General features: G+C 64.4%; 18 protein-coding genes. 4 read left to right on the forward strand and 14 right to left on the reverse strand.

Annotation, left to right across the window (positions count from 1 at the left end):
• Positions 1–377: 377 nt before the first annotated feature.
• The 3 genes from AT984_RS17415 to AT984_RS17425 form a co-directional block, all read right to left on the reverse strand.
• A complete protein-coding gene (locus AT984_RS17415) occupies positions 378–1919 on the reverse strand; it encodes a peptide MFS transporter (protein WP_058721189.1) in 1542 nt (513 codons plus the stop codon).
• A 249-nt stretch (positions 1920–2168) separates the two neighbouring features.
• Entirely contained in the window at positions 2169–2942 is a 774-nt protein-coding gene (locus AT984_RS17420; RefSeq protein WP_058721190.1) for a class II aldolase/adducin family protein, read from the reverse strand.
• Between the two features lie 80 nt (positions 2943–3022).
• The gene (locus AT984_RS17425; RefSeq protein ID WP_058722422.1) at positions 3023–3613 is read right to left on the reverse strand and encodes an HD domain-containing protein; all 591 of its coding nucleotides are present in this window, start codon (positions 3611–3613) and stop codon (positions 3023–3025) included.
• A gap of 300 nt (positions 3614–3913) precedes the next feature.
• Between AT984_RS17425 and AT984_RS17430 the strand changes: the two genes are divergently transcribed.
• Positions 3914–5356 carry a coniferyl aldehyde dehydrogenase gene (locus AT984_RS17430; RefSeq protein ID WP_058722423.1) on the forward strand — a complete coding sequence of 481 codons (1443 nt, stop codon included), beginning with the start codon at positions 3914–3916 and terminating at the stop codon, positions 5354–5356.
• Here the strand turns inward: AT984_RS17430 and AT984_RS17435 are convergent.
• Positions 5311–6363, reverse strand: a complete 1053-nt coding sequence (locus AT984_RS17435) for an AraC family transcriptional regulator (protein WP_058721191.1) — start codon at positions 6361–6363, stop codon at positions 5311–5313. The two genes, AT984_RS17430 and AT984_RS17435, sit on opposite strands and share 46 nt — an antisense overlap.
• 128 nt (positions 6364–6491) lie before the next feature.
• On the opposite strand from AT984_RS17435, the gene AT984_RS17440 reads away from it, so the two are divergent.
• On the forward strand, positions 6492–8264 hold the full coding sequence (locus AT984_RS17440; RefSeq protein ID WP_058721192.1) for an N-acyl-D-amino-acid deacylase family protein: 1773 nt from the start codon (positions 6492–6494) through the stop codon (positions 8262–8264).
• On the opposite strand, the gene arsC is transcribed toward AT984_RS17440, so the two are convergent.
• Positions 8238–8666 (reverse strand): arsenate reductase (glutaredoxin), encoded by a 429-nt coding sequence (gene arsC / locus AT984_RS17445; RefSeq protein WP_058721193.1) that lies wholly within the window; start codon positions 8664–8666, stop codon positions 8238–8240. The two genes, AT984_RS17440 and arsC, sit on opposite strands and share 27 nt — an antisense overlap.
• A 374-nt stretch (positions 8667–9040) precedes the next feature.
• Here arsC and AT984_RS17450 point away from each other — a divergent pair, with 374 nt between their 5' ends.
• Complete coding sequence (locus AT984_RS17450; protein ID WP_058721194.1) at positions 9041–10174, forward strand: HD-GYP domain-containing protein; 1134 nt, start codon at positions 9041–9043, stop codon at positions 10172–10174.
• 15 nt (positions 10175–10189) lie between these two features.
• Here the strand turns inward: AT984_RS17450 and AT984_RS17455 are convergent, their stop codons facing one another.
• The 8 genes from AT984_RS17455 to AT984_RS17490 are packed head-to-tail and all read right to left on the reverse strand — an operon-like array spanning position 10190 to position 17302.
• On the reverse strand, positions 10190–10657 hold the full coding sequence (locus AT984_RS17455; RefSeq protein ID WP_058721195.1) for a nuclear transport factor 2 family protein: 468 nt from the start codon (positions 10655–10657) through the stop codon (positions 10190–10192).
• A 10-nt stretch (positions 10658–10667) separates the two neighbouring features.
• On the reverse strand, positions 10668–11459 hold the full coding sequence (locus tag AT984_RS17460) for an SDR family NAD(P)-dependent oxidoreductase (RefSeq protein WP_058721196.1): 792 nt from the start codon (positions 11457–11459) through the stop codon (positions 10668–10670).
• A gap of 20 nt (positions 11460–11479) precedes the next feature.
• Entirely contained in the window at positions 11480–12013 is a 534-nt protein-coding gene (locus tag AT984_RS17465) for a DUF3833 domain-containing protein (RefSeq protein WP_058721197.1), read from the reverse strand.
• A 12-nt stretch (positions 12014–12025) separates the two neighbouring features.
• Entirely contained in the window at positions 12026–13279 is a 1254-nt protein-coding gene (locus AT984_RS17470) for an MFS transporter (protein ID WP_058721198.1), read from the reverse strand.
• Positions 13276–13833, reverse strand: coding sequence for a chalcone isomerase family protein (locus AT984_RS17475; protein ID WP_058721199.1), 558 nt, complete (start codon positions 13831–13833; stop codon positions 13276–13278). Before AT984_RS17475 ends, AT984_RS17470 begins: the two co-directional genes overlap by 4 nt.
• Entirely contained in the window at positions 13830–15089 is a 1260-nt protein-coding gene (locus tag AT984_RS17480) for an SAM-dependent methyltransferase (RefSeq protein ID WP_058721200.1), read from the reverse strand. Before AT984_RS17480 ends, AT984_RS17475 begins: the two co-directional genes overlap by 4 nt.
• 12 nt (positions 15090–15101) lie before the next feature.
• Complete coding sequence (locus tag AT984_RS17485) at positions 15102–15962, reverse strand: DUF1365 domain-containing protein (protein ID WP_058721201.1); 861 nt, start codon at positions 15960–15962, stop codon at positions 15102–15104.
• Entirely contained in the window at positions 15959–17302 is a 1344-nt protein-coding gene (locus AT984_RS17490; RefSeq protein WP_058721202.1) for an NAD(P)/FAD-dependent oxidoreductase, read from the reverse strand. The genes AT984_RS17485 and AT984_RS17490 overlap by 4 nt, the downstream gene beginning before the upstream one ends.
• Before the next feature lie 94 nt (positions 17303–17396).
• Here AT984_RS17490 and AT984_RS17495 point away from each other — a divergent pair, with 94 nt between their 5' ends.
• Positions 17397–18092 (forward strand): TetR/AcrR family transcriptional regulator, encoded by a 696-nt coding sequence (locus AT984_RS17495; protein WP_058721203.1) that lies wholly within the window; start codon positions 17397–17399, stop codon positions 18090–18092.
• 110 nt (positions 18093–18202) lie between these two features.
• Here AT984_RS17495 and ampC read toward each other — a convergent pair whose 3' ends face one another.
• Positions 18203–19381, reverse strand: a complete 1179-nt coding sequence (ampC, locus tag AT984_RS17500) for a class C beta-lactamase (RefSeq protein WP_058722424.1) — start codon at positions 19379–19381, stop codon at positions 18203–18205.
• Between the last annotated feature and the right edge of the window lie 17 nt (positions 19382–19398).

Here is a 19398-nt window from a genome sequence, read left to right on the forward strand (position 1 = left end):
AGGGCGCTAATCGCACGCGCAGCCGTAAATCTTCAAGCGGCACTTTGTGAGCAATTCACTGGCCTTTCTGAGACTTTTGCCCTCTTTTTCACTCAGGTAGGCGACAAGATCCACGCAAGTTGAATCAACTGGCGGCCAGCTGCTGCGCCACCCATCCGCTCCTTTGTTGCGTTAGGCCTGATTTGAAAGACTTGATCAGCGGGCGGCAAGACTGCGGCTGCTTCGGGCTCTTTTCATTCGGCCGAGCCACCGGCCAAGCTCGCCAGGCCGAAAAAAAGGCCCCGCATCGCGGGGCCTACTTTCTGGGGAGCAAGCGCGTTGGAAAACGGCTCGCGCACCCGGCATTGGGGGCTGACTGCGTCAGCTGACCGCAGCCATCAATGCACGCCGTGCATCTTTTTCTTCATCCAGGGTGTCAGCAGCATCAAGACCACACCCGCACCCATGGGGATCAGGGTGAAGATCAGGAAGAAGGTGGACATCGAATACGTGGCCGAGATGTAGTCGATATAGGCACCCGTCTTGCCGCCGATGAAGTTGGCGATGGCCGAGTTCAGGAACCAGACGCCGAACATCAGGCCCAGCAGGCGCGCGGGCGCCAGCTTGGAGATGTAGGACAGGCCCACCGGCGACACGCACAGCTCACCCATGGTGTGCAGCAGATAGGCCAGGCACAGGAAGAGCATGCTGACCTGAGCGGTCTTGGCGCCCGAAGGGATGCCGGCGGCGCCAAAAGCCAGGGCGGCAAAGCCCAGGCCCAGCAGCACCAGACCGACGCCGAACTTGACCGGGCCGCTCGGATTCCAGTGCTTCTCCCACAACTTGGAAAACGCCGGCGCCAGGATGACGATGAAGAAGGAGTTCAGCACACCGAACCAGGTGGCCGGCACTTCGCTTTGATCCATGGCGAATTCGCGGCCCAGCATCCAGATCACCAAGCCCCAGATCAGGGCAAAGGCCAGCACCAGCAGCAGATTGCCCAGCCACTGGCTCTTGCCGGTGGCGCGGTGCAGTTGGAACAACAGCCAGGTCAGCACCGCTGCCGGGATCACCGTCATCAGCGTGTTGACGATCTTGAAGACCAAGCCGCTGGTGCCGACGAGGGTACGGTCGGTGTAATCGGCCGCGAAGATGGTCATGGAGCCGCCGGCCTGCTCGAAAGCAAACCAGAAGAAGATGGTGAAGAAGGCAAACACAAAGACGGCCTTCAGGCGATCGGCCACCACATGGGCGGGCGTGTCGTCAGCCGCGTGGGCGGCGGCGGTCTTCTCCTTGGTCGGCGCGGTGCCGATGTCGCCGAACACCTTCTGGCTGAAGAAGAACTGCAAGGCGCCCAAAATCATGAAGACACCGGCCAGACCGAAGCCCAGGTTCCAAGACACTTTTTCACCGATATAGCCGCACAGCGAGATGCCGAAGAAGGCACCGGCGTTCACGCCCATATAGAACAGCGTGTAGCCACCGTCACGGCCGCCTTCGTTGTCCTTGCCGTAAAGCTGGCCGACGATGGCCGAGATATTCGGCTTGAACAAGCCCGTGCCCGCAATCACCAGGCCCAGGCCCAGGTAGAAGGAAGGAATCGTCTCCAGGAACAGCGAGATGTGGCCTGCGGCGATGATGAAGCCGCCGAGCAGAACAGCGCGACGCGTGCCCAGATAGCGGTCAGCCAGGTAGCCGCCCAGGATAGGGGTGAAGTACACCAGCATGGTGTACCAGGCGTACAGCGAGGTGGCGTCGGCGCGGCTCCAGCCCCAGCCGCCCTTGGCGGTTTCTGAGATCAGGAACAGCACCAGCAGGGCGCGCATGCCGTAGTAGGAGAAGCGTTCCCACATCTCGGTGAAGAACAGGACAAACAGGCTGTTCGGATGGCCCAGGATGGTGTGCCCACCCGTGGTTTTAACTTGGTTGTTGGTGCTCAAGCGATTCTCCGTGCTTGGTCTGAAAGGTGGCCGGGCCTGGGTGTGCTCGAGCCTGCGGTTTGCGTGATGGCGCAGCGTTCACTCATCGCGGCAAAGCCGAATTCCCTGATGTTGAGCACGCAACAGCCTGGCTTGTGGCCACGCAGCGAGGGCGCATTGTCACCGCTGCACTGCTGCGATTCCGGCCGGGGCGGGCTGGGGTTTTCCCGAGGAAAACCAGACTCGGCAGGCCCGGCGGGCTGACCCGGCTCAGCTGCGGTAGCTGGCGTCCAAGCGCTCCAACTTGCGCAGCAGCGCCGGCCAAGCAAGGTCGGAGCCCATGCCCACAGTCACCGTCTTCATCACCGTCGCCATGCCTTGGAGGATTTGCGGGTTCACCTGATGCAACTCGCCGCCGGCCTGCGCGTCGAGCTGGATGCGGCAGGTGGACTCGAAGATATACATATTCAAGAACGCATCCGGGATGCTCTTGCCCACGGTCAGCAGGCCGTGATTGCGCAGCATCAGAAAGCGCTTATTGCCCAGGTCCGCTTGCAAGCGCGGCTGTTCGTCCTCGCGCAGGGCCACGCCTTCATAGTCGTGATAGGCCAGCGCGCCCAGCACAAAGGTGGACTGCTGACTGATCGGCAGCACGCCACATTTTTGCGCCGAGACCGCCACACCCGCGCGGCTGTGGGTGTGCAAAACGCAGCCGGCATCCTCACGCGCCTGATGCACGCAGCTGTGAATGGTGAAGCCGGCCGGGTTGACCGGGAAGGGCGACTGGCTGAGCTTGTTGCAGGCTTGGTCCACCTTGATCAGGCTGGAGGCGGTGATCTCATCAAACATCAGCCCGTAGGGATTGATCAAGAAGTGATGCTCGGGCCCAGGGATGCGCGCGCTGATATGGGTGAACACCAGGTCGCTCCAGCCGTACAAGGCCACCAGGCGGTAGGCAGCGGCCAAGTCGCAGCGCAGCTGCCATTCGGCCGGGCTGACCTTGCCTTGCAGCGAGGGGATGTTGAGGGATTCGTTGATGTTCATGGTGGTGTGCTCTTGTTGTCTTGTGGATGCGCCGCAGGCAGGAAACTGATCTGCCCGCATCGCACCAGGGTTTGCCGGCCTCAGGCCGATTGACGCTGCGTCAGCGCCGCCTTGTAAAGCGACTGCTTGGGCTGGGCCAGCACGCGGCGCAGCATGGGTTCAAAGGCGCTGATCGGCAAAGTCTCCGCAGCGGGGTCGAAAGAGGGGTTGTCGTACAGCTCACAGAACTCGGCCGTGCGTGCGTAAGCCGGGTGGTCCTTGAACTGCTCGCGCATATCGCGGTCCATGCCCAGGTGATGGAAAAAATAGTGGCCCTGAAAGATCGCGTGATGCGCCACCATCCAGTGGTTCTCTTCGCTGACAAAAGGCTTGAGGATGGCCGCGGCAATATCGGCATGGTTGAAGCTGCCCAGGGTGTCGCCCATATCGTGCAGCAGGGCGCACACCACATATTCCTCGTCACGGCCATCGCGCAGGGCGCGGGTGGCGGTTTGCAGGCAGTGGGTGTAGCGGTCGATGGGAAAGCCGCCGTAGTCGTTCTCCAGCAGCTTGAGGTGGGTCATCAGGCGATCCGGCAGCTGGCCCGCGAACTGCATGAACTCAGCACCGATCAGCCGCCAATCGGCAGCCACGCTGTCTTCCATGCGGGTGAAACTGGCACGCTGGCTCATGGCTTTGTCTCCGGTGTTGTGCGCCCATTCTGCGCGGCCGGGGCCGACATCACATGTCATCTAGGTGCCAGGCCTTGAGCATGCAAACCGTGACAATGCCTTTGCGCCCTGTGCGGTGCTGACGAATTGCTGCGTAAGCGGTGGCATGCCAGGGCTGAATGCGCACACCCTGGGACTTTCCCGGTCTGTCGCCAAATGACAATAGTTTGTCCGGCAAAGCCCGTGCAATCCGCGCGGCAAAAGACGATCCTTAAGATCAAGAGCGCCCGCCACTGCGTGCGCGCCAGCCAGGAACTCCCCATGAGCCCCAATCTTCAGAACTTTGCGATTCCCGCCGACGTGGTCCAGGCCCAGTTGCAAGCCTGCCTGGCCAAGCAGCGCCAGGCCTATCACGCCGACCCGGTGCCCACGCTGGCGCAACGCCGCAGCGACCTGAAAACCCTGCAGCGCTTCATCCGTGAAAACAAAGACGCGTTGTGCGAGGCGGTGAGCGCCGACTACGGCCACCGCTCCAAACACGAAACCCTGCTGGCCGAAATCTTCCCGGCCATCGACGGCATCGACCAAATCCTCAAGCACCTCAAGAGCTGGATGAAGCCGCAGCGCCGCAGCGTCGACATCCGCAACTTCCTCGGCGCGCGCAACCGCGTGATTCCGCAACCCCTGGGCGTGGTGGGCGTGATCGTGCCCTGGAACTTCCCCATCAACCTCAGCCTGGTGCCGCTGAGCTTCATCTTCGCCGCCGGCAACCGCGCCATGGTGAAGATGAGCGAGAACTCACGCCACCTGGCCGCCTTGCTGATCGAGCGCTTGCCGGCCTACTTCCCGCCCGAGAAGTTGCAGGTGTTTGACGAGACCGGCGGCGTCGGCGTTGAGTTCTCCCAGCTGCACTTCGACCACCTGCTGTTCACCGGCTCGGGCCAGACCGGCCGCGCCGTGATGGCCGCCGCGGCCAAAAACCTCTGCCCCGTGACCTTGGAGTTAGGCGGCAAAGCCCCGGCCGTGCTGCTGGACGACTTTCCGCTGCGCTTGGCGACCGAACGCATCATGTTCGTCAAATGCCTCAACGCCGGGCAGATCTGCACCACGGTTGACCATCTGTGGATGAGCCAGCCGCGGGTGGCCGACTTTGTGCAGGCCGCGCGCGAAATCGTCAGCAAGCGCTACCCCAGCCTGGACTCGCCGGACTACACCGCCATCATCGACGAGCGCGCCTTCCGCCGCCTGCTTGCCGCCATGGAGGAAGCGCGTGCTGCGGGCGCAGAGCTGATCCAGCTGATCCCCGGCCCCGCTTTTGATGAAGCCAGCCGCAAGATCGCGCCTCACATCGTGCTGAATGCGCCGGCTGATTGCGCGCTGAACCAGCGCGAGATCTTCGGCCCCATCTTGCCCATCCACAGCTACGCGACGCTGGAGCAAGTCATCACCGCCATCAACAGCGGCCCGCGCCCGCTGGCGCTCTACCCCTTCAGCTACGACGGCCGCCAGGTGCAGACCTTGCTGGACCGGGTGATGTCGGGCGGCGTGTCGGTCAACGACGCGCTCTTCCACGTCGGCCAGCACGACCTGCCCTTTGGCGGCGTGGGCGATTCGGGCATGGGCCATTACCACGGCCGTGAAGGCTTCGACACCTTCTCCAAGCTGCGCCCGGTGTTCTACCAGGCGCGCTTCTCCAGCCTCAAATTCATGATGCCGCCCTACGGCAAGTTTGCCGACCGCATGCTGGCGTTCTTGACCAAGTAAGCCTCGTCCTTGCGCAAGGCGCTGGGCGTGCAGCCATACCAGCGCTTGCAGCTGCGCGTCAACGCGGCCTGCTCGGAGTAGCCCAGCATCAGGGCGATCTGAGTCAGGCTCAGGCGGGCGACAGGGCGCAGCAGGTCCAGCAGCTTGTCGCGCCGCAGCTCGTCCAGGATCTGCTCGAAATGCCAGCCCTCGGCCGCCAAGCGGCGCTGCAAGGTGCTGGGGTGGATGGACATGGCCTCGGCCACATGCCGCTGGCTGGCCTGGCCGGCGTCCAGCAGATGCCGCAACAGCGCCCGCACCCGATCGGCCACCGCTTGCTCGGGCGCCGGGAACTGCTGGGCCAAATAGGTCTCGGCCATGGCGCGCACATGGGGGTCGTGGCTCAGGATGGGGCGCGCCAGATCGCGCCGCCACAGGCGCAGGGCGCAGCGCTCGGCGCCAAAACGGCAGTCACAGCCATAGCTCTCGGCATAGCTGGCCAGCGGCCCCTGGCGGGCATGAGGGAACAGCGCCAGCAAGGGCTGGGCCTCGCCCGGACACACCATGCGCAGGCCTTGCAGCATCACACCCAGGGACAACTCCAAAGTCTGCGCATGGGGCGGCAGCGCGGGCATGTCAATCGCAAAGCACAGGTCCACCTGAGTGGGCCGACCGGCCACGTCCTGCAGCACAAAGCGCACGGCCGGGCTGTGGACAAAGATATAGCTGGAGGCCAGGCTCAGCGCCTCGCCCACCGTGGCGGCATGGCGCAGCAAAACCGCCAGCGGCCCCAACACGCCCAGGTTTTGCAGACGAGCCAGACGCTGGCCAAAGTCCGGGCAGGCGGCGGCCGCCGCCGAATGCTCCAACAAATGAATCAGGGAAAGATAAGGGATCAAGGCCTCGGGCTGGGCCAGGCTGCGGCGCGACAGGCCAACCCGCCGCAACTCGCGTGTCACGTCCAGACCCAGACTGGCGGCCAGATTTTCATAAGAACTCAGGCTGGCGGCGCGGACAAGTGCGGTCATAGGGGCTGAGGACTAGGGCTTCCACGGGTGATGCGAAATGTTAAAAGTTTGAGGTCGCAAGTCAATCGGCCCAGACCCACCCGAGGAACAATCCGCCCACACTCAAAAAGCAAAGCGAGACAGCGGCCATGGACATCAGCTACGACCTGCTCATTCAAGGCGGCACCGTGATGGACGGCAGCGGTGCCGCGGCCTTTGTGGCCGATGTGGCCCTGCGGCAGGGCAAGGTGGTGGAGATCAGCCGCGCGCCCCTGCCCACCGAGCGCGCGGCGCGCGTGCTGCCCGCGCAAGGGCTGTGGGTCACGCCAGGCTTTATTGACATCCACACCCACTACGACGCCGAGGTGCTGATGGCGCCCGGCCTGCCCGAGTCGGTGCGGCACGGCGTGACCACCGCCTTCATCGGCAGCTGCTCCATCAGCATGATTTACACCGCGGCCGAAGACGCCTCGGACATCTTCACCCGGGTCGAGTCCATCCCGCGCGAATACGTGCTGCCCACGCTACAAAAAGACAAGACCTGGACGGACGCCGCCGGCTATATCGCCAAACTGGAGTCCCTGCCTCTGGGGCCGAATATCTGCAGCTATATGGGCCACTCCGATCTGCGCACCGCCGTGATGGGCCTGGGCCGCGCGGTGGACCCCAAGGCCCGCCCCAGCGAGGCCGAGATGCAGGCCATGGAGCGCCATCTGGACGAAGGCATCAGCCAAGGCCTGCTGGGCATGTCGGGCATGACCAATCCCTGGGACAAGGTGGACGGCGAGCGCTACCGCTCCAGCGCACTGCCCTCCGTCTACGCACGCTGGAGCGAGTACCGCCGCTTGCACAAGCTGCTGCGGCGGCGCGGCGCGATTCTGCAAAGCGCGCCCAACTTGAACAATCCCGTCAACGCGGTCTTCTACCTCTTCAGCTCCGCCAGCCTGGGCCTGCGCAAGACGCTCAAAACCACCTTGATCACCTTGATGGACGTGAAGGCCAAGCCGGGTCTGGACCGCCTGGTCGCCCTCGGCACCAATTTCTTCAATCGCCGCCTGGGCGCCAACTTCCGCTGGCAGGCCTTGCCCCAGCCCTTCCAGGTCTATGCCGATGGCATTGACTTCATCATCTTCGAAGAGTTCCCGGCCGGTGAAGCGGCCCTGCACCTCAAGCACGACTTCGACCGCAACAAGCTCTTTGCCGACCCCGCCTACCGCAGCCAGTTCAAGGCTGAGTACCGGCGCAAATGGGGCGGCAAGGTTTGGCACCGCGACTTCAGCGACGCCCATGTGATCGCCTGCCCCGAGCCCGGCCTGGTGGGCAAGTCGGTGCAGCAGATTGCGGCTGAGCGCGGCCAGCACGAGGTCGACACCTTTCTGGACCTGATCATCGACCACGGCCGCGCCCTGCGTTGGTCCACAGTCATCGCTAACCACCGACCCGAGCGCATGGCCAGCAATCTGCGCGAGCCTTGCAGCCTGGTCGGCTTCTCCGATGCTGGCGCCCATCTGCGCAATATGGCGTTCTACAACTTCGGCCTGGCCATGTTGCAGCAAAGCCTGTTGCCGCGCCCCACCCTATCGCCCGAGAAGGCCGTGTGGCGCTTGAGCGGCGAGATTGCTGACTGGTATGAGATCGACGCCGGCCGCCTGCGCGTCGGCGCGCAAGCCGACTTGGTGGTGCTGGACCCCGAGGCCTTGCGCCGCGCCAAGTTGGATGCCTATGCCGAAGCCAGCTTTGAAGTGATGGGCGGCATGCAGCGCATGGTCAACCGCAACGACGGCATCATCAAAGTCACGGTGATCAATGGCCATATCGCCTTCGAGGACGACAAGCCTCACCCCGAGCTAGGCCGGGCGCCAGGCTTCGGGCGATTCTTGCGGCGCAAGCCAGGCTTAGGCACGGCCTCGGCGCTGGCCTGAATCGATCACCTGCTCACCATCCGACTTGGTGAAGGGCGCCAGCGGGCCCACGGGCAGCAAGTCCAGCACCTCTTCCGAGGGCCGGCAGAGCTTGGCACCCAGCGGCGTCACCACCACAGGGCGGTTCATCAAAATCGGGTGCTGCTCGATGAAGCCCAGCAGTTCGGCATCGCTCCACTTGGCATCGGCCAAGCCCAGCTCGGTGAACGGCGTGCCTTTTTCGCGCAGCAAATCACGCACCGGAATGGCCAGTGCCGCCACCAGCTCGGCCAGTTGGGCCGCCGTCAAAGGCGTTTTCAAGTACTCCACCACCACCGGCTCGATGCCGGCATGACGGATCAGGGCCAAGGTATTGCGCGAGGTGCCGCAGGCCGGGTTGTGATAAATCGTGATGGAGGACATGGCGTGAGCAGGAGCGTGAGGGAGAAGAAAGGTCAACACTGCTTGAAATCCGGGCGGCGGCCGAGGCCACTCGCCGCATTGAACTCCATGAGGCAGCTTCTTAGTGCGCGTCATTTTCCTCCAGTGCCACACCCCCCTAATTTCGCCACCCCAGGGCGACTTCGTGCGGTCATCGCCCTCGCGTACACTCGCCTCGCGCCTAACCCTTAAGTTAGGCGCATTTCCCGCCGATGTGCAGCGAGTTACCGCCGCAGTCTGCGGGTGGACTTGGCCTGTTGCCCGAAAAGTTGGCGTGACAGACTGCCTGAGAGTGCGTTCAGCCCTGCGAACGCATCGCTCTGTCACCAACCCTTCTTTGCCGGTTCTTGCGTGCCATGCGTGTCTGCTCACTGTCGTCGGTCAAAAATCGCATCGTGCTCGGCGCGCCCTTGCCTTTCAGCGTGCGCGACGCGGCCCATATGCTCTTGCTGGCGCGCGGCCAGGTGATTGCCGATGAAGCGCAGCTGACCGAGTTGTTCCAGCGCGGCGCCTTGGTGGAGATTGAGGAGCTGGCCGTTTCAGCGCAAACGCCGCGTCAGGTCTCCAAAGCGCAGCGCATGACTCGTTTGCCGAGCGATTGGGACAATAGCAAGCAGCAGGTGCGCCAAGCCCTCAGCGCGCCGGTGGCCGAGCTGGCCGCATCGGTGGATGAGTGCACCGACCATCTGCTCAGCCTGATCGAACTCTCACCCGATGTGGCTTTGTCCCAAGTGGTGCGCCAGCCCGAAGGCGGCGCCGGGCATTACGGCGTCAACCATTCCATCCACGCCGCCACCGCCTGCCTGGCCTCCGCCCGCTACCTGGGCTGGAACGACGCCGAACAGCGCCGTGCCTTCCAAGCCGCGCTGACCATGAATGTGGCCATGCTGGACCTGCAAGCGCGCCTGGCGCATCAGGTGTCGGCCCTCACCAATTTGCAACGCGAGACCATTCGCGAGCACCCCGAGAAGGGTGCCGAGATGCTCAGCCAGGCCGGCATCGACGATGCGGATTGGCTCGAAGCCGTGCTGCAGCACCACGAGCTGAGCGATGGCTCAGGCTACCCGCGCGGCAGCAGCGATATTGGTGAGCTGGCGGAATTGCTGCGCTTTGCCGATGTCTACACCGCCCGCCTGAGCGCTCGCAGCAATCGCCCGGCCATGAGCGCCCAACAAGCCGGCCGCGAGATTTTGCAAATGGCCGCCTCCAGCCCGATGGCCGCGGCGCTGATCAAGGCCTTTGGCATCTTCCCGCCGGGCTGCATGGTCAAGCTGGCCTCGGGCGAGATTGGCGTGGTGCTGCGCAACGGCGCCAAGGCTTATCACCCGGTGGTGGCCGCCCTGACCAATGCGCAAGGTGAGTCGCGCAAGCAGCCGCTGACCCGCGACAGCGCCCGCAGCGAGCACACGGTGGTGGCGCTGCTATCAGCCCAGTCCTTGCCCATGCGCTTGAGCGATGAGCGCATCGTCAGCCTGATCGGCGGCGAATGATTGGCGGCGAATAGGTCAGGAATTGACCCGCTGCCTGAGCCAGCGCATCAGGCCGCCCAGCAAGGGAATCTTTTCATAAAGCTCTTCGGCCGCGTCCCAGTAGTCGCGGTGCATGGTGATGCGGCCCTGCTCATCGAGCCGCAGCTGCGAGCCGCCAATGATGCACTGCTCCTGATCGCGCCGGAAGCTCTTGAAGCGGAAGCGGAATTCCCAGGCCAGAAAGCACTGCGCGCCGTCGACGATGCGCTCGGTGATGACAAAGCGCGGCGACTCCAGATTGACGAACATATGGCGAAAAATCGCCTGTATCGCCGGCACCCCGCGCACACTGTTGAAGGGGTCTTTGAATTCGGCGTTAGGCGCGTAAATCGTGCCCAGCTGTTCCACCTGCGCGGGGCTGAGGGTTTCAAAGAACTGCACGATGGCGTCGATGGCCGCGGTGTTGGCAGTGGCGTTGGAGGTAGGTACGTTTGCGCTCGTCATGGCTGAACTCTCAAGGGCGATTCAAGCGCCGGGTGATGGCGAAGTAGGCGGGATAAGGCAAGAGCTGCAAGAGCTTGAGCCAAACGGTGAAGCGGCGCGGGAAGTGAATCTCAAACGCGCCGCGCGCCCAGCCGCGCAGAATCGCACTGGCGGCCTGGGCCGGGCTGATCAGCGCGGGCATTTTGAAATCATTCTGTGCCGTCAGCGGGGTGTCGACAAAGCCGGGGTTGATCACCGACACCGCCACACCCTGGCGATGCAGATCCAGGTAAAGCGTTTCAGACAGATTGATCAAGGCCGCCTTGGTGGGCCCGTAAGCCAGGCTTTTGGGCAGGCCGCGGTAGCCGGCCACGCTGGCCATCAGGCTGATGTGGGCGCGCTGGCCGGTGGCGGGGTTGAAGGGTTGCGCCAGCAGTTGCGGCAGCAAGGCATCCAGCAGGTAGAGCGCGCCGAGGTAATTGACCTCGTTGTGGCGCAGCAGATCGGGCAGGTCGAGCTGATTGGCCTCCATCGCCCGGTAGTGACCGGCGCAGTAAACCACCCAGTCCAGCGGGCCGCCGGCCAGCACTTGGGCCACGGTCGCCTGCATGGCTTGCGGGTCGGTCACATCCAGCGCTAGCGCCTCGGCACCCGGATGGGCACTGACGAATTCGGCCAGCGCAGTAGCACCCCGCGCCGACACTATCACCCGCGCGCCGGCGGCGTGCAGGGCCGAGGCCGTGGCGCGGCCAATGCCGGTGGAGGCGCCCACCAGCCAGACCCGGCGGCCGGCCCAATCGTGGATTTGAGGGTTGCTTGACATCGCTCTGCGCTGCTAGTCGTTCAGCGTTTGACGAAGGACAGCGTGACCTCGCCCAGATGGACACCCCATTTGCTCATGGCGGCCTTGTTCAGCATCACCCGCTGATCCATCAGATACATCCAGTCATCGAACTGCACCTCGATCACCCGGCCGTCCACCGGCAAGGCCAGGGTGTAGGCCCACTGGAAGGCGTTGCCGCTTTGCTGGCCCTGGGCGGTGCCGATCACATCGTCGGCGCTGCCGGTGTAGCGGCCATCGGCCAGGCGCTGCAGGCGCCAGACGCGGCGCTGGGTGCTGCCGTCGGAGTAGGTGAACAACTCGTCCAGCACGCCTTGGTCGCCATTCCAGCTGCAGTTCATCACCACCGTGAAGCGTTTGACGACCTGACCCGAACGGTCGGTGAAGATGCCGTAGGCATCCAGCGTGCCGTTGAAGTACTCGCGCAATTCCAGGCGCGGCTTTTCCTGCGCGTAGTGGGTGACCGGCGGCGGGCTGCCGCAGCCTTGCAGCAAGCTGGCTGTGAGCAGCAGCGTGAGCCAATGGCGTCGTTTCATGATGGGCAAGCCTTAAGAGTTGGACGTGAATGAAAAGCGCAGCGCCAGCGCCGCCAGCGCCTTGAGCAGGCAAGGCAGCAGGCAATAGGCCAGGCTGAGCATCTGCAAAGCCTCAGGGTCGCGCGTGCCGGGCTGATAGCCCAGCCAAGCCAGCAGGGGCAGCGTCAGGCCCGCGGCCAGGGCCAGATTGAGCTTGCTGGCAAAGTTCCACCAGCCGAAGTAGCTGCCCTCCGAGCGCCCACGCTCACCAGCCGCGTGGATGACGCCAGCCAGCAAGGCGCTGGGCATGGTGAGGTCGCTGCCCAGGGCCAGGCCGGACAAGGCGCAGACCAGCAAGAACGCCGGCATGTCCCCGGCACCCAGCTGCGCCGCGCCGAGGAAGACCGCGATCGACAAGAGCATGCCGAGCAGCCAGCTGCGCCGTAGGCCCAGCCGCCCCACCAAGCGCAGCCACAGCGGCATGGAAATCGCGGCGCACACAAAGTAAAGCCCCAAGCTGGCCGACTGCCAGCCCGCGCCGCCCTGCAAACGATCTTGCACAAAGAACAGCACCAAGGTGGCCGGAATGGCGCTGGCAATGCCGTTGAGCAAATAGACCAGCAGCAAGCGCCGGAAGGCGGCTTGGCGCCAAGGCCGCCAGGCATCCGTCGCCAGTGGCTCAGGATGGACCTGTGCCGTGGGGTAAGGCGCCCGCGTCCAGGCCCAGAAACCCAAGGCCAGGCCAGCCACCAGCAAGGCCACCAAGGCCGGCTCCCCCAGCAGCGCCGGGGTGGCCGCCGCCAGCAACACACCCAGCAGGCCCAGGCCTTCACGCCAAGCCACGATATGGCCTTGCTGGCCCTCGCCGCCGCCCAGGCGCGCGCCCCAAGATTGGTGAACCACCGTCAGTGCGCTATAGGCCAGATAGGTGCCCAGCAAGCAGGCCCCGGCCCAGACCAGCAGCGCGGTAGCGCCGCGCACCTGCGGCAAGAACAGCAGGCCAAAACTCAGCGCCAGCAAGGCGGCAGCCGCCGCGCCAAAACCCAGCACGGCACAGCGCGAGCGCCCGAACAGTCGGTCGCTCCAGCGACCCAGCCACGGGTCCACCAGGGCATCGAGCAAGCGCGTAGCCAGGAGCAGCGCACCCAGCGCGCCCAGGGGCACGCCCCATTCACGCGCATACAGATTGGGCATCAGCATGTAGAGCGGCAGGGCGCAGAACGCCAAGGGCAGGCCCAGCAGGCCGTAGCGCAGGCCGTCCCGCCAGCTCAAGCCAGCGTGGTTCATGGTGCCTCGGCGGCGGCGCCCAGCAGGCTGCTGCGCATGCGGGGTTCCGACGTTTGCGGCGCCAGCCAGATGCCGAAGAAGAGCTTGGCAAAGGTCGGGTCGCGGATCTCGCCCAGGGGCTGGCCGTTGTACAAGAACACCGCGCCGCGGCCGACTTGATGAATGCCGGTGATGCGCTGGTTGGTCTTCACATCGGGAAACAGGGTGCGCATCTGCGTTTCCCAGCCGGCCTCTTGACCGGCAGCCATCGGGCCCTGGCGGCGCATCTCTTTGATCGAGCGGCTGGCGATGTCGGCACCGCTGAAGTCGCGCAGATAGATCAGCTCCAGCGCGAAGTTATGTTTGGCGTAGTCACTGCTTTTGAAACCCGGCGCCACCCACAGGCGGGCGCGGTAGACCTCGAAGCCCCAGAAGCTCAAAGTGGCCTGGCCGGCCAGCTCGGCCTGCGGCAAGGCCGCCCGCAGCTCAGGCGTCAGGGCCGCAGCGCCCTCGCTGGCGCGCAGCGGCATGGCCACGGCCGCCAGCATCAGCGCAGCAGCATCACGGCGTTTCATGACCGGGCCTTTGCGGGCGCAGCGGGCTTGCGCAAACTGAACTGGGTCAGGCTGATGTCGCCGGTATCGAAGGCAGCCTCGCAATAGGCCAGATAGAACTCCCAGATGCGCATGAAGCGCTCGTCAAAGCCCAGCGCCGCGACTTCGGCCTGGCGCGCCTGGAAGGCATCGCGCCAGCGCCGCAGGGTCTCGGCATAGTCCGGGCCGAAGGAAAACTCGTCCACCACCTCCAGGCCCGCAGCCTCGGCTTGACGGCGGAACTCGCTCGGGCTGGGCAGGCAGCCGCCGGGGAAGATGTATTGCTGGATGAAATCGGTGGAGCTGAGATAACGCTCAAACAGCTTGTCATCGATGACGATGCTCTGCACGCAAGCGTGGCCGCCGGGCTTGAGCAAACGGGCCACGGTTTGGAAATAGACCGGCCAGTAGCGCTGACCCACGGCCTCGACCATTTCGATGGAGCAGATGGCGTCGAAAGGTTCGTCGCGAATATCGCGATAGTCCTGCAGGCGCAGATCGGCCCGATCTGGCACGCGGGCCTGGGCGTATTTGAGTTGCTCGGTGCTCAGCGTCACGCCCACCACGCTGGCGTCAAATTCCTGGGTGGCCGCCTCGGCCAGGGCGCCCCAGCCGCAGCCGATCTCCAGCACCCGGTCACCTGGCTTGACTTGGGCCATGCGCAGCGCGCGCCGCACCTTGGCGTCCTGGGCCTGGCGCAGTGGACGGCTCAGGTCACCCTCGAACCAGGCGCTGGAGTAGTTCATGCTTTCATCCAGCCACAGGCGGTAGAAGGCATTGCCCAGGTCGTAATGCGCGTGGATGTTCTTGCGGCTATTGGCGCGGCTGTTGTGCTGCAGCAGATGCTTGACGCGGTAGAACAAGCGGCCGACCCAGCTGCCGAAGATCACCGCATCAATCGCCTGGCGGTTGACCGAGAAGAGCTTGATCAGCTCGGTCAGGTCGGGCGTGCTCCAGTCGCCAGCGATATAGGACTCGGCAAAGCCGATGTCACCCGACTTCAACGCGGCGCCAAACACCCGCCAGTTGTGCAGCACCAAATGGGCGCAGGGGTAGTGGTGGCCGGCCAGGGCGTTTTGCTGCGGGTGCTCGCCGAAGCGCCGCAGCGTGCCATCGGGCAACTGCATGCTCAGCTCGCCATGTTGAATTTTCTGCAACAGACGCAGGGCGCTGCGGGCGGCAGCGGGCGCATCGCTAGGCAGGGCGTGGGTGCGTGTGGGGAGGGTGGTGGTGTTCATGCTCGGCAAGGTTCAACTGGGTTCGGCAGGGTTCGGCGAGAGCTGGCGCGATACAAAGGCTTGGGGCGCTGCGGGCTTGCTGAAAAAAGGCAGCTTCTTCTTGCGCCACAGCTGCCAGGCATGCAGGTGGATGCGCACGAGCACACCCAGGGTCATGACGGGGTAGCGCCAGAAGGCGCGGCGCAGGGTCTGCGCGTTCAGCGCTTCCAGCCGGCCACTCAGGCTGGTCTGCAACAGCACGGGCTGCTCGTCAGCGTCTGCACCTTTGCCGTCGCCCTCACACAGGTCGATGCGGGCAATGCAGCGATCCTGGCTGCGCATGAAGCGAAAGCGGTAGTGGCCCTCAACCTTGAAGAAGGGCGAGACATGGAAGACCTTGTCCGCCCTCAGCTCCGCACCCCAGCGCGGGGCGTCGAGCAAATAGCAGTGGCGCTCGCCGAAGGTGTTGTTCACCTCCACCACGATGGCGCGCAGCGCGCCGCCCTGGTCGTCGGCCGCGCGGTGACAGTACCAGAAGCTCACCGGCTTGAAGGTGTAGCCCAGCACGCGGGGGAAGCAGTGCAGCCAGGCTTCGCCGGTGGCGTCGTGAATGCCTTCGCGCTGCAGCAACTCGTCCAGCCAGGCCAGCGCGCCGCCTTGTGCAACAGGGCGGCCATCGCCGTGGTCGGCCTCGAAAAAGCTCAGCAGCCCGGGCTGGTTGATGCGCCAGCCCTTCCGGCCTTCGCCCTCGGCTTGGGCCGCTTCCCGCTTCAAGCTGCGCAGCGGCAGCATCAGAAAATAGCTGGGGTAGGCAAAGGCATGCAGCACCGGCCGCAGGCGGGTGTGGCGCACTTGGCCAAAGCCCAACATGGCGACAGGGCTGCCGGTGTTCATGCGTACACCGCCACGGCGCAATCATGCAGCAATTGCTTGGCTGCGGCCTGGCCGGCCTTGAGCCCGTCTTCGTGGAAGCCGTAGCCCATCCAGGCGCCTGCAAAGTAGCAATGTTCCCAGCCCTGCAAATGCGGCATGCGGGCCTGCGCGGCGACGGCAGCCAGGTCCAGCACGGGGTGGGCGTAGTCAAACTCGCCCAAGACCTTGGTCGGGTCGATGGGGCGCAGGGGGTTGAGCGACACCAGCACCGGCTGCGTCCAGGGCAGCGGCTGCAGGCGGTTGAGGTAGTAGTGCAGGCAAACGCGCTGTTCGGTCGCTTCTGCACCCTTTGCACCCTCGGTTTGCACGGCGCTGCGCTCGTAGTTCCAGGCCGCCCAGGCCGCTTGGTGGCGCGGCAACACGCTGGCGTCGGTATGCAAGACGGCCTTATTGCTTTGGTAGCGAATCTTGCCCAGGGTTGAGCGTTCCGCGGCCGTGGGTTCGGCCAGCAAGGCCAAGGCCTGATCGGAGTGCGTGGCGATGATGACTTTGTCAAAGCGCTCCGTGCCGCTGTCCAGGCTCAGCATCACCCCGCCGCTTGGCCCGCTCAGCCGCTTGATGCTGCGCACCGGCGTGTTCAGGCGCTTGTCGGCGATGGCGGCCACGATCTTCTCAACATAGTGCTTGGAGCCGCCCTGCACCGTGTACCACTGCGGCCGGCCGGTGATCTGCAGCAGGCCGTGGTTATGGCAAAAGCGCAGCATGGTGGCCACCGGGAAGGCCAACATTTGGCGGGTCGGGCAACTCCAGATGCAGGCCATCATGGGCAGCAGATAGTCCTCGCAGAAGGCGTCGCCAAAACGCTGCTCACACAAAAAGTCGCCCAGGGTCTGGCTCAGCTGCTGCTCGGTGCCTTGTTCGGCAATGTGGGTGCACAGGGCATTGAAGCGCAGCAAGTCCTTCAACATGCCCCAAAAGCGCGGGCTGAACAGATTGCTGCGCTGAGCAAACAAGGAAGCCAAATTGCTGCCCCCCCATTCCAGCGGCGCCTGGCCGGCCGCGCGCTCGGATTGCACCGAGAAGGACATCTCAGACTTGGCGCTGGCCACGCCCAACTGCTTCAACAAGCCGATCAAGTTCGGGTAGGTGCGCTCATTGAGCACCAGAAAGCCGGTATCCACCCCGTGGGTGACCGGGCCCTGCGGCGTGGGCAAGGTGATGTCCACCGTGTTGGCGTGGCCACCGTAGTAAGCCCCGGCCTCCAGCAGCGTCAGCTGTACCGCGCCACCTTGGGCCGACAGCGCATGCGCGGCGGCCAGGCCTGAGATTCCTGAACCAATGATGGCAACTTTGAGCGGCATAGTTGAATTTGTTACTAATCAGTCTTTTGTGAACTGTATAGTATTTTTCCAGCCGCTGCATTCGATTCTTTACCGGCTCGACTACAATTTCGCCATGCTTACCCGCCTCGCCCCCAAACTCTCTTTCAAAGCGCAGATGCTGCAAGCCCGGGAGGGCGCCATCATTCAGGTGGTCAACCGCCTATTGGCGGAAAAAGGCTTCGAAGCCATGACGGTGGATGAGGTGGCAGCCGAGGTCGGCATCGCCAAGGCCAGCTTGTACAAACACTTCGCCAGCAAAGAAGACCTGGCCGCAGCGGCCATGGCCTCGGTGATGCAGCGGGCACAAACCTTTCTGGCCGAGCTGCCGCCCGACGCCGCGCCGATGGCGCAACTGCGCGCCGTGGTGGCCTGGACCATGGGTCTGAAATTGGTGGGCGAAATGCCGGCCTTGCCGAGCCAGAACTCCAGCCTGCGCACCGCCTTGATGGGCTGCCGCCCGTATATGGACGGGCTGATGGAAGTGAGCGAGCGCCTGGGCGAATGGATCGAAGCCGCGCAAGCCGAAGGCAGCCTGAATCCCAAGCTGCCACCCATCGCCGTGCTCTACACCTTGTTCGCTCGGGCCTGCGACCCGGTGCTGGAGTTCCTGAAAATGGGCGGCCAGTACGGCGATGAGGAGATCATCGAGCTGGTGCTCAGCACTTGTTTTGATGGCTTGAGCGCGCGCACTGAGGTGGCAGCGCCACCAGCGGCCAAGGCTGCATCAACACGCAAACCCAAGGCAGCTGCGCAGCGCGCAAAGCCCTGATCCACAGTCAGGGGCGCTGAGCGGACGCGTTTTGCAGCTGGAGGCTTGCCGTGGGAAGGCGGCCAATCAGGCAGAACTCAGGATTCGAGCCCGCCCAGCGCTGCACGCCATCACTTCCCCTCGGGTCGCTCCCCCACCAATGCCGTCAAGATGGCATGGGCCGCCTCAACCCGCGCCGGAATCGGATAGTTTTTGTTCGCCAGGATCACCAGGCCGAACTGTGCGGCGGGAACGAAAAGCACGTACGCGCCAAAGCCGCCCGTCGAGCCGGTTTTATTGAACAAGCGCGGCCCTTGCTGCTGGCCTGCCAAGACCTTTTGCACCGGCTGGGGGTCGAAGATCACCTCCTCCGCATTGCCTCCCAAGAGCCACTCGCGGCTGGTGGGGTAGCCATACTGCTCCCAGCCCAAGCCCTGCACCAGGGGCCCAGCGCGGAAGCGCCCGACCTGGGTCGACTGCACCGCGCGCTTCATCGCTCCGCTGAGCGTGGCGGGGTCCAAATTGGCTTGCACAAAGCGCAGCAAGTCTGAGGCCGTGGTTTTCACGCCGTAAGTCTGCTCATCCATCGGGCCTGGGTTGACGCGCACCGCCTGCTCACCGCGGTAGCCCCAGGCGTAGTTGGCAGCAGCCCGCTCGGGCACATGGATAAACGTGCTCGTCATGCCGAAGGCGGGGAACACGAGGGTCTCCATCGCGCTGGCAAAGCTCGTGCCCAGCGCATGGCTGGCCGCCAGGCCGAAGAGGCCCAGGCTCGGGTTGGAGTACTCGCGGATGCTGGCCGGTGGCGCCGCCGGTCGCCAGTCGGCGTAGTAGGCCAGCATGGCTTTTTGACCGACCACTGCCTCGGGAAACTGCAAGGGCAAGCCGCCCGCCGTGTAGGTGCCGAAATGCAGCAGCGTCGCCCGGTCGATGGCCTTGCCGCGCAGCTCGGGGATGTATTTTCCGGGGTGATCGGATAGAGAGAGCTTGCCCGTGGCCTCGGCATACGCGCCCAGCGTGGCGGTCAGCGTCTTGCTGATGGAGCCGACCTCGAAAATCGTGGCATCGGTGACCGCTTGGCCCGAGGCCTTGGACGCCACACCGAAATTGAGGACATGGGCTTGCCCATGCAGCGAAATCGCTACCGCCATGCCGGGCACGGCATATTGGCTCATCAAGGGGCCAATGATGGGCTCAAGCGCGCTGCGGACGCGCGCCGCATCGTCGGCCACAGCGGCTTGGTGGCCCAGAAGGGCCAGCACGGCTGCACCGAAGACGCTCAGAAAGCCGTGGGAACAAGGGACTGGCACACGCAACTCTTGGAACG

Origin of the sequence: Paucibacter sp. KCTC 42545 (assembly GCF_001477625.1) — a bacterium.
Classification (GTDB): domain Bacteria; phylum Pseudomonadota; class Gammaproteobacteria; order Burkholderiales; family Burkholderiaceae_C; genus Paucibacter_A.

Bases quoted from the DNA above. Each gene is read 5' to 3' on its own strand.
- AT984_RS17480 (WP_058721200.1), bottom strand. From the start codon at position 15,089: ATGAACACCACCACCCTCCCCACACGCACCCACGCCCTGCCTAGCGAT.
- AT984_RS17490 (WP_058721202.1), bottom strand. From the start codon at position 17,302: ATGCCGCTCAAAGTTGCCATCATTGGTTCAGGAATCTCAGGCCTGGCC.
- AT984_RS17460 (WP_058721196.1), bottom strand. From the start codon at position 11,459: ATGTCAAGCAACCCTCAAATCCACGATTGGGCCGGCCGCCGGGTCTGG.
- AT984_RS17495 (WP_058721203.1), top strand. From the start codon at position 17,397: ATGCTTACCCGCCTCGCCCCCAAACTCTCTTTCAAAGCGCAGATGCTG.
- AT984_RS17440 (WP_058721192.1), top strand. From the start codon at position 6,492: ATGGACATCAGCTACGACCTGCTCATTCAAGGCGGCACCGTGATGGAC.
- AT984_RS17430 (WP_058722423.1), top strand. From the start codon at position 3,914: ATGAGCCCCAATCTTCAGAACTTTGCGATTCCCGCCGACGTGGTCCAG.
- arsC (WP_058721193.1), bottom strand. From the start codon at position 8,666: ATGTCCTCCATCACGATTTATCACAACCCGGCCTGCGGCACCTCGCGC.
- AT984_RS17465 (WP_058721197.1), bottom strand. From the start codon at position 12,013: ATGAAACGACGCCATTGGCTCACGCTGCTGCTCACAGCCAGCTTGCTG.
- AT984_RS17470 (WP_058721198.1), bottom strand. From the start codon at position 13,279: ATGAACCACGCTGGCTTGAGCTGGCGGGACGGCCTGCGCTACGGCCTG.
- AT984_RS17435 (WP_058721191.1), bottom strand. From the start codon at position 6,363: ATGACCGCACTTGTCCGCGCCGCCAGCCTGAGTTCTTATGAAAATCTG.
- AT984_RS17455 (WP_058721195.1), bottom strand. From the start codon at position 10,657: ATGACGAGCGCAAACGTACCTACCTCCAACGCCACTGCCAACACCGCG.
- AT984_RS17450 (WP_058721194.1), top strand. From the start codon at position 9,041: ATGCGTGTCTGCTCACTGTCGTCGGTCAAAAATCGCATCGTGCTCGGC.
- AT984_RS17420 (WP_058721190.1), bottom strand. From the start codon at position 2,942: ATGAACATCAACGAATCCCTCAACATCCCCTCGCTGCAAGGCAAGGTC.
- AT984_RS17475 (WP_058721199.1), bottom strand. From the start codon at position 13,833: ATGAAACGCCGTGATGCTGCTGCGCTGATGCTGGCGGCCGTGGCCATG.
- AT984_RS17485 (WP_058721201.1), bottom strand. From the start codon at position 15,962: ATGAACACCGGCAGCCCTGTCGCCATGTTGGGCTTTGGCCAAGTGCGC.
- AT984_RS17425 (WP_058722422.1), bottom strand. From the start codon at position 3,613: ATGAGCCAGCGTGCCAGTTTCACCCGCATGGAAGACAGCGTGGCTGCC.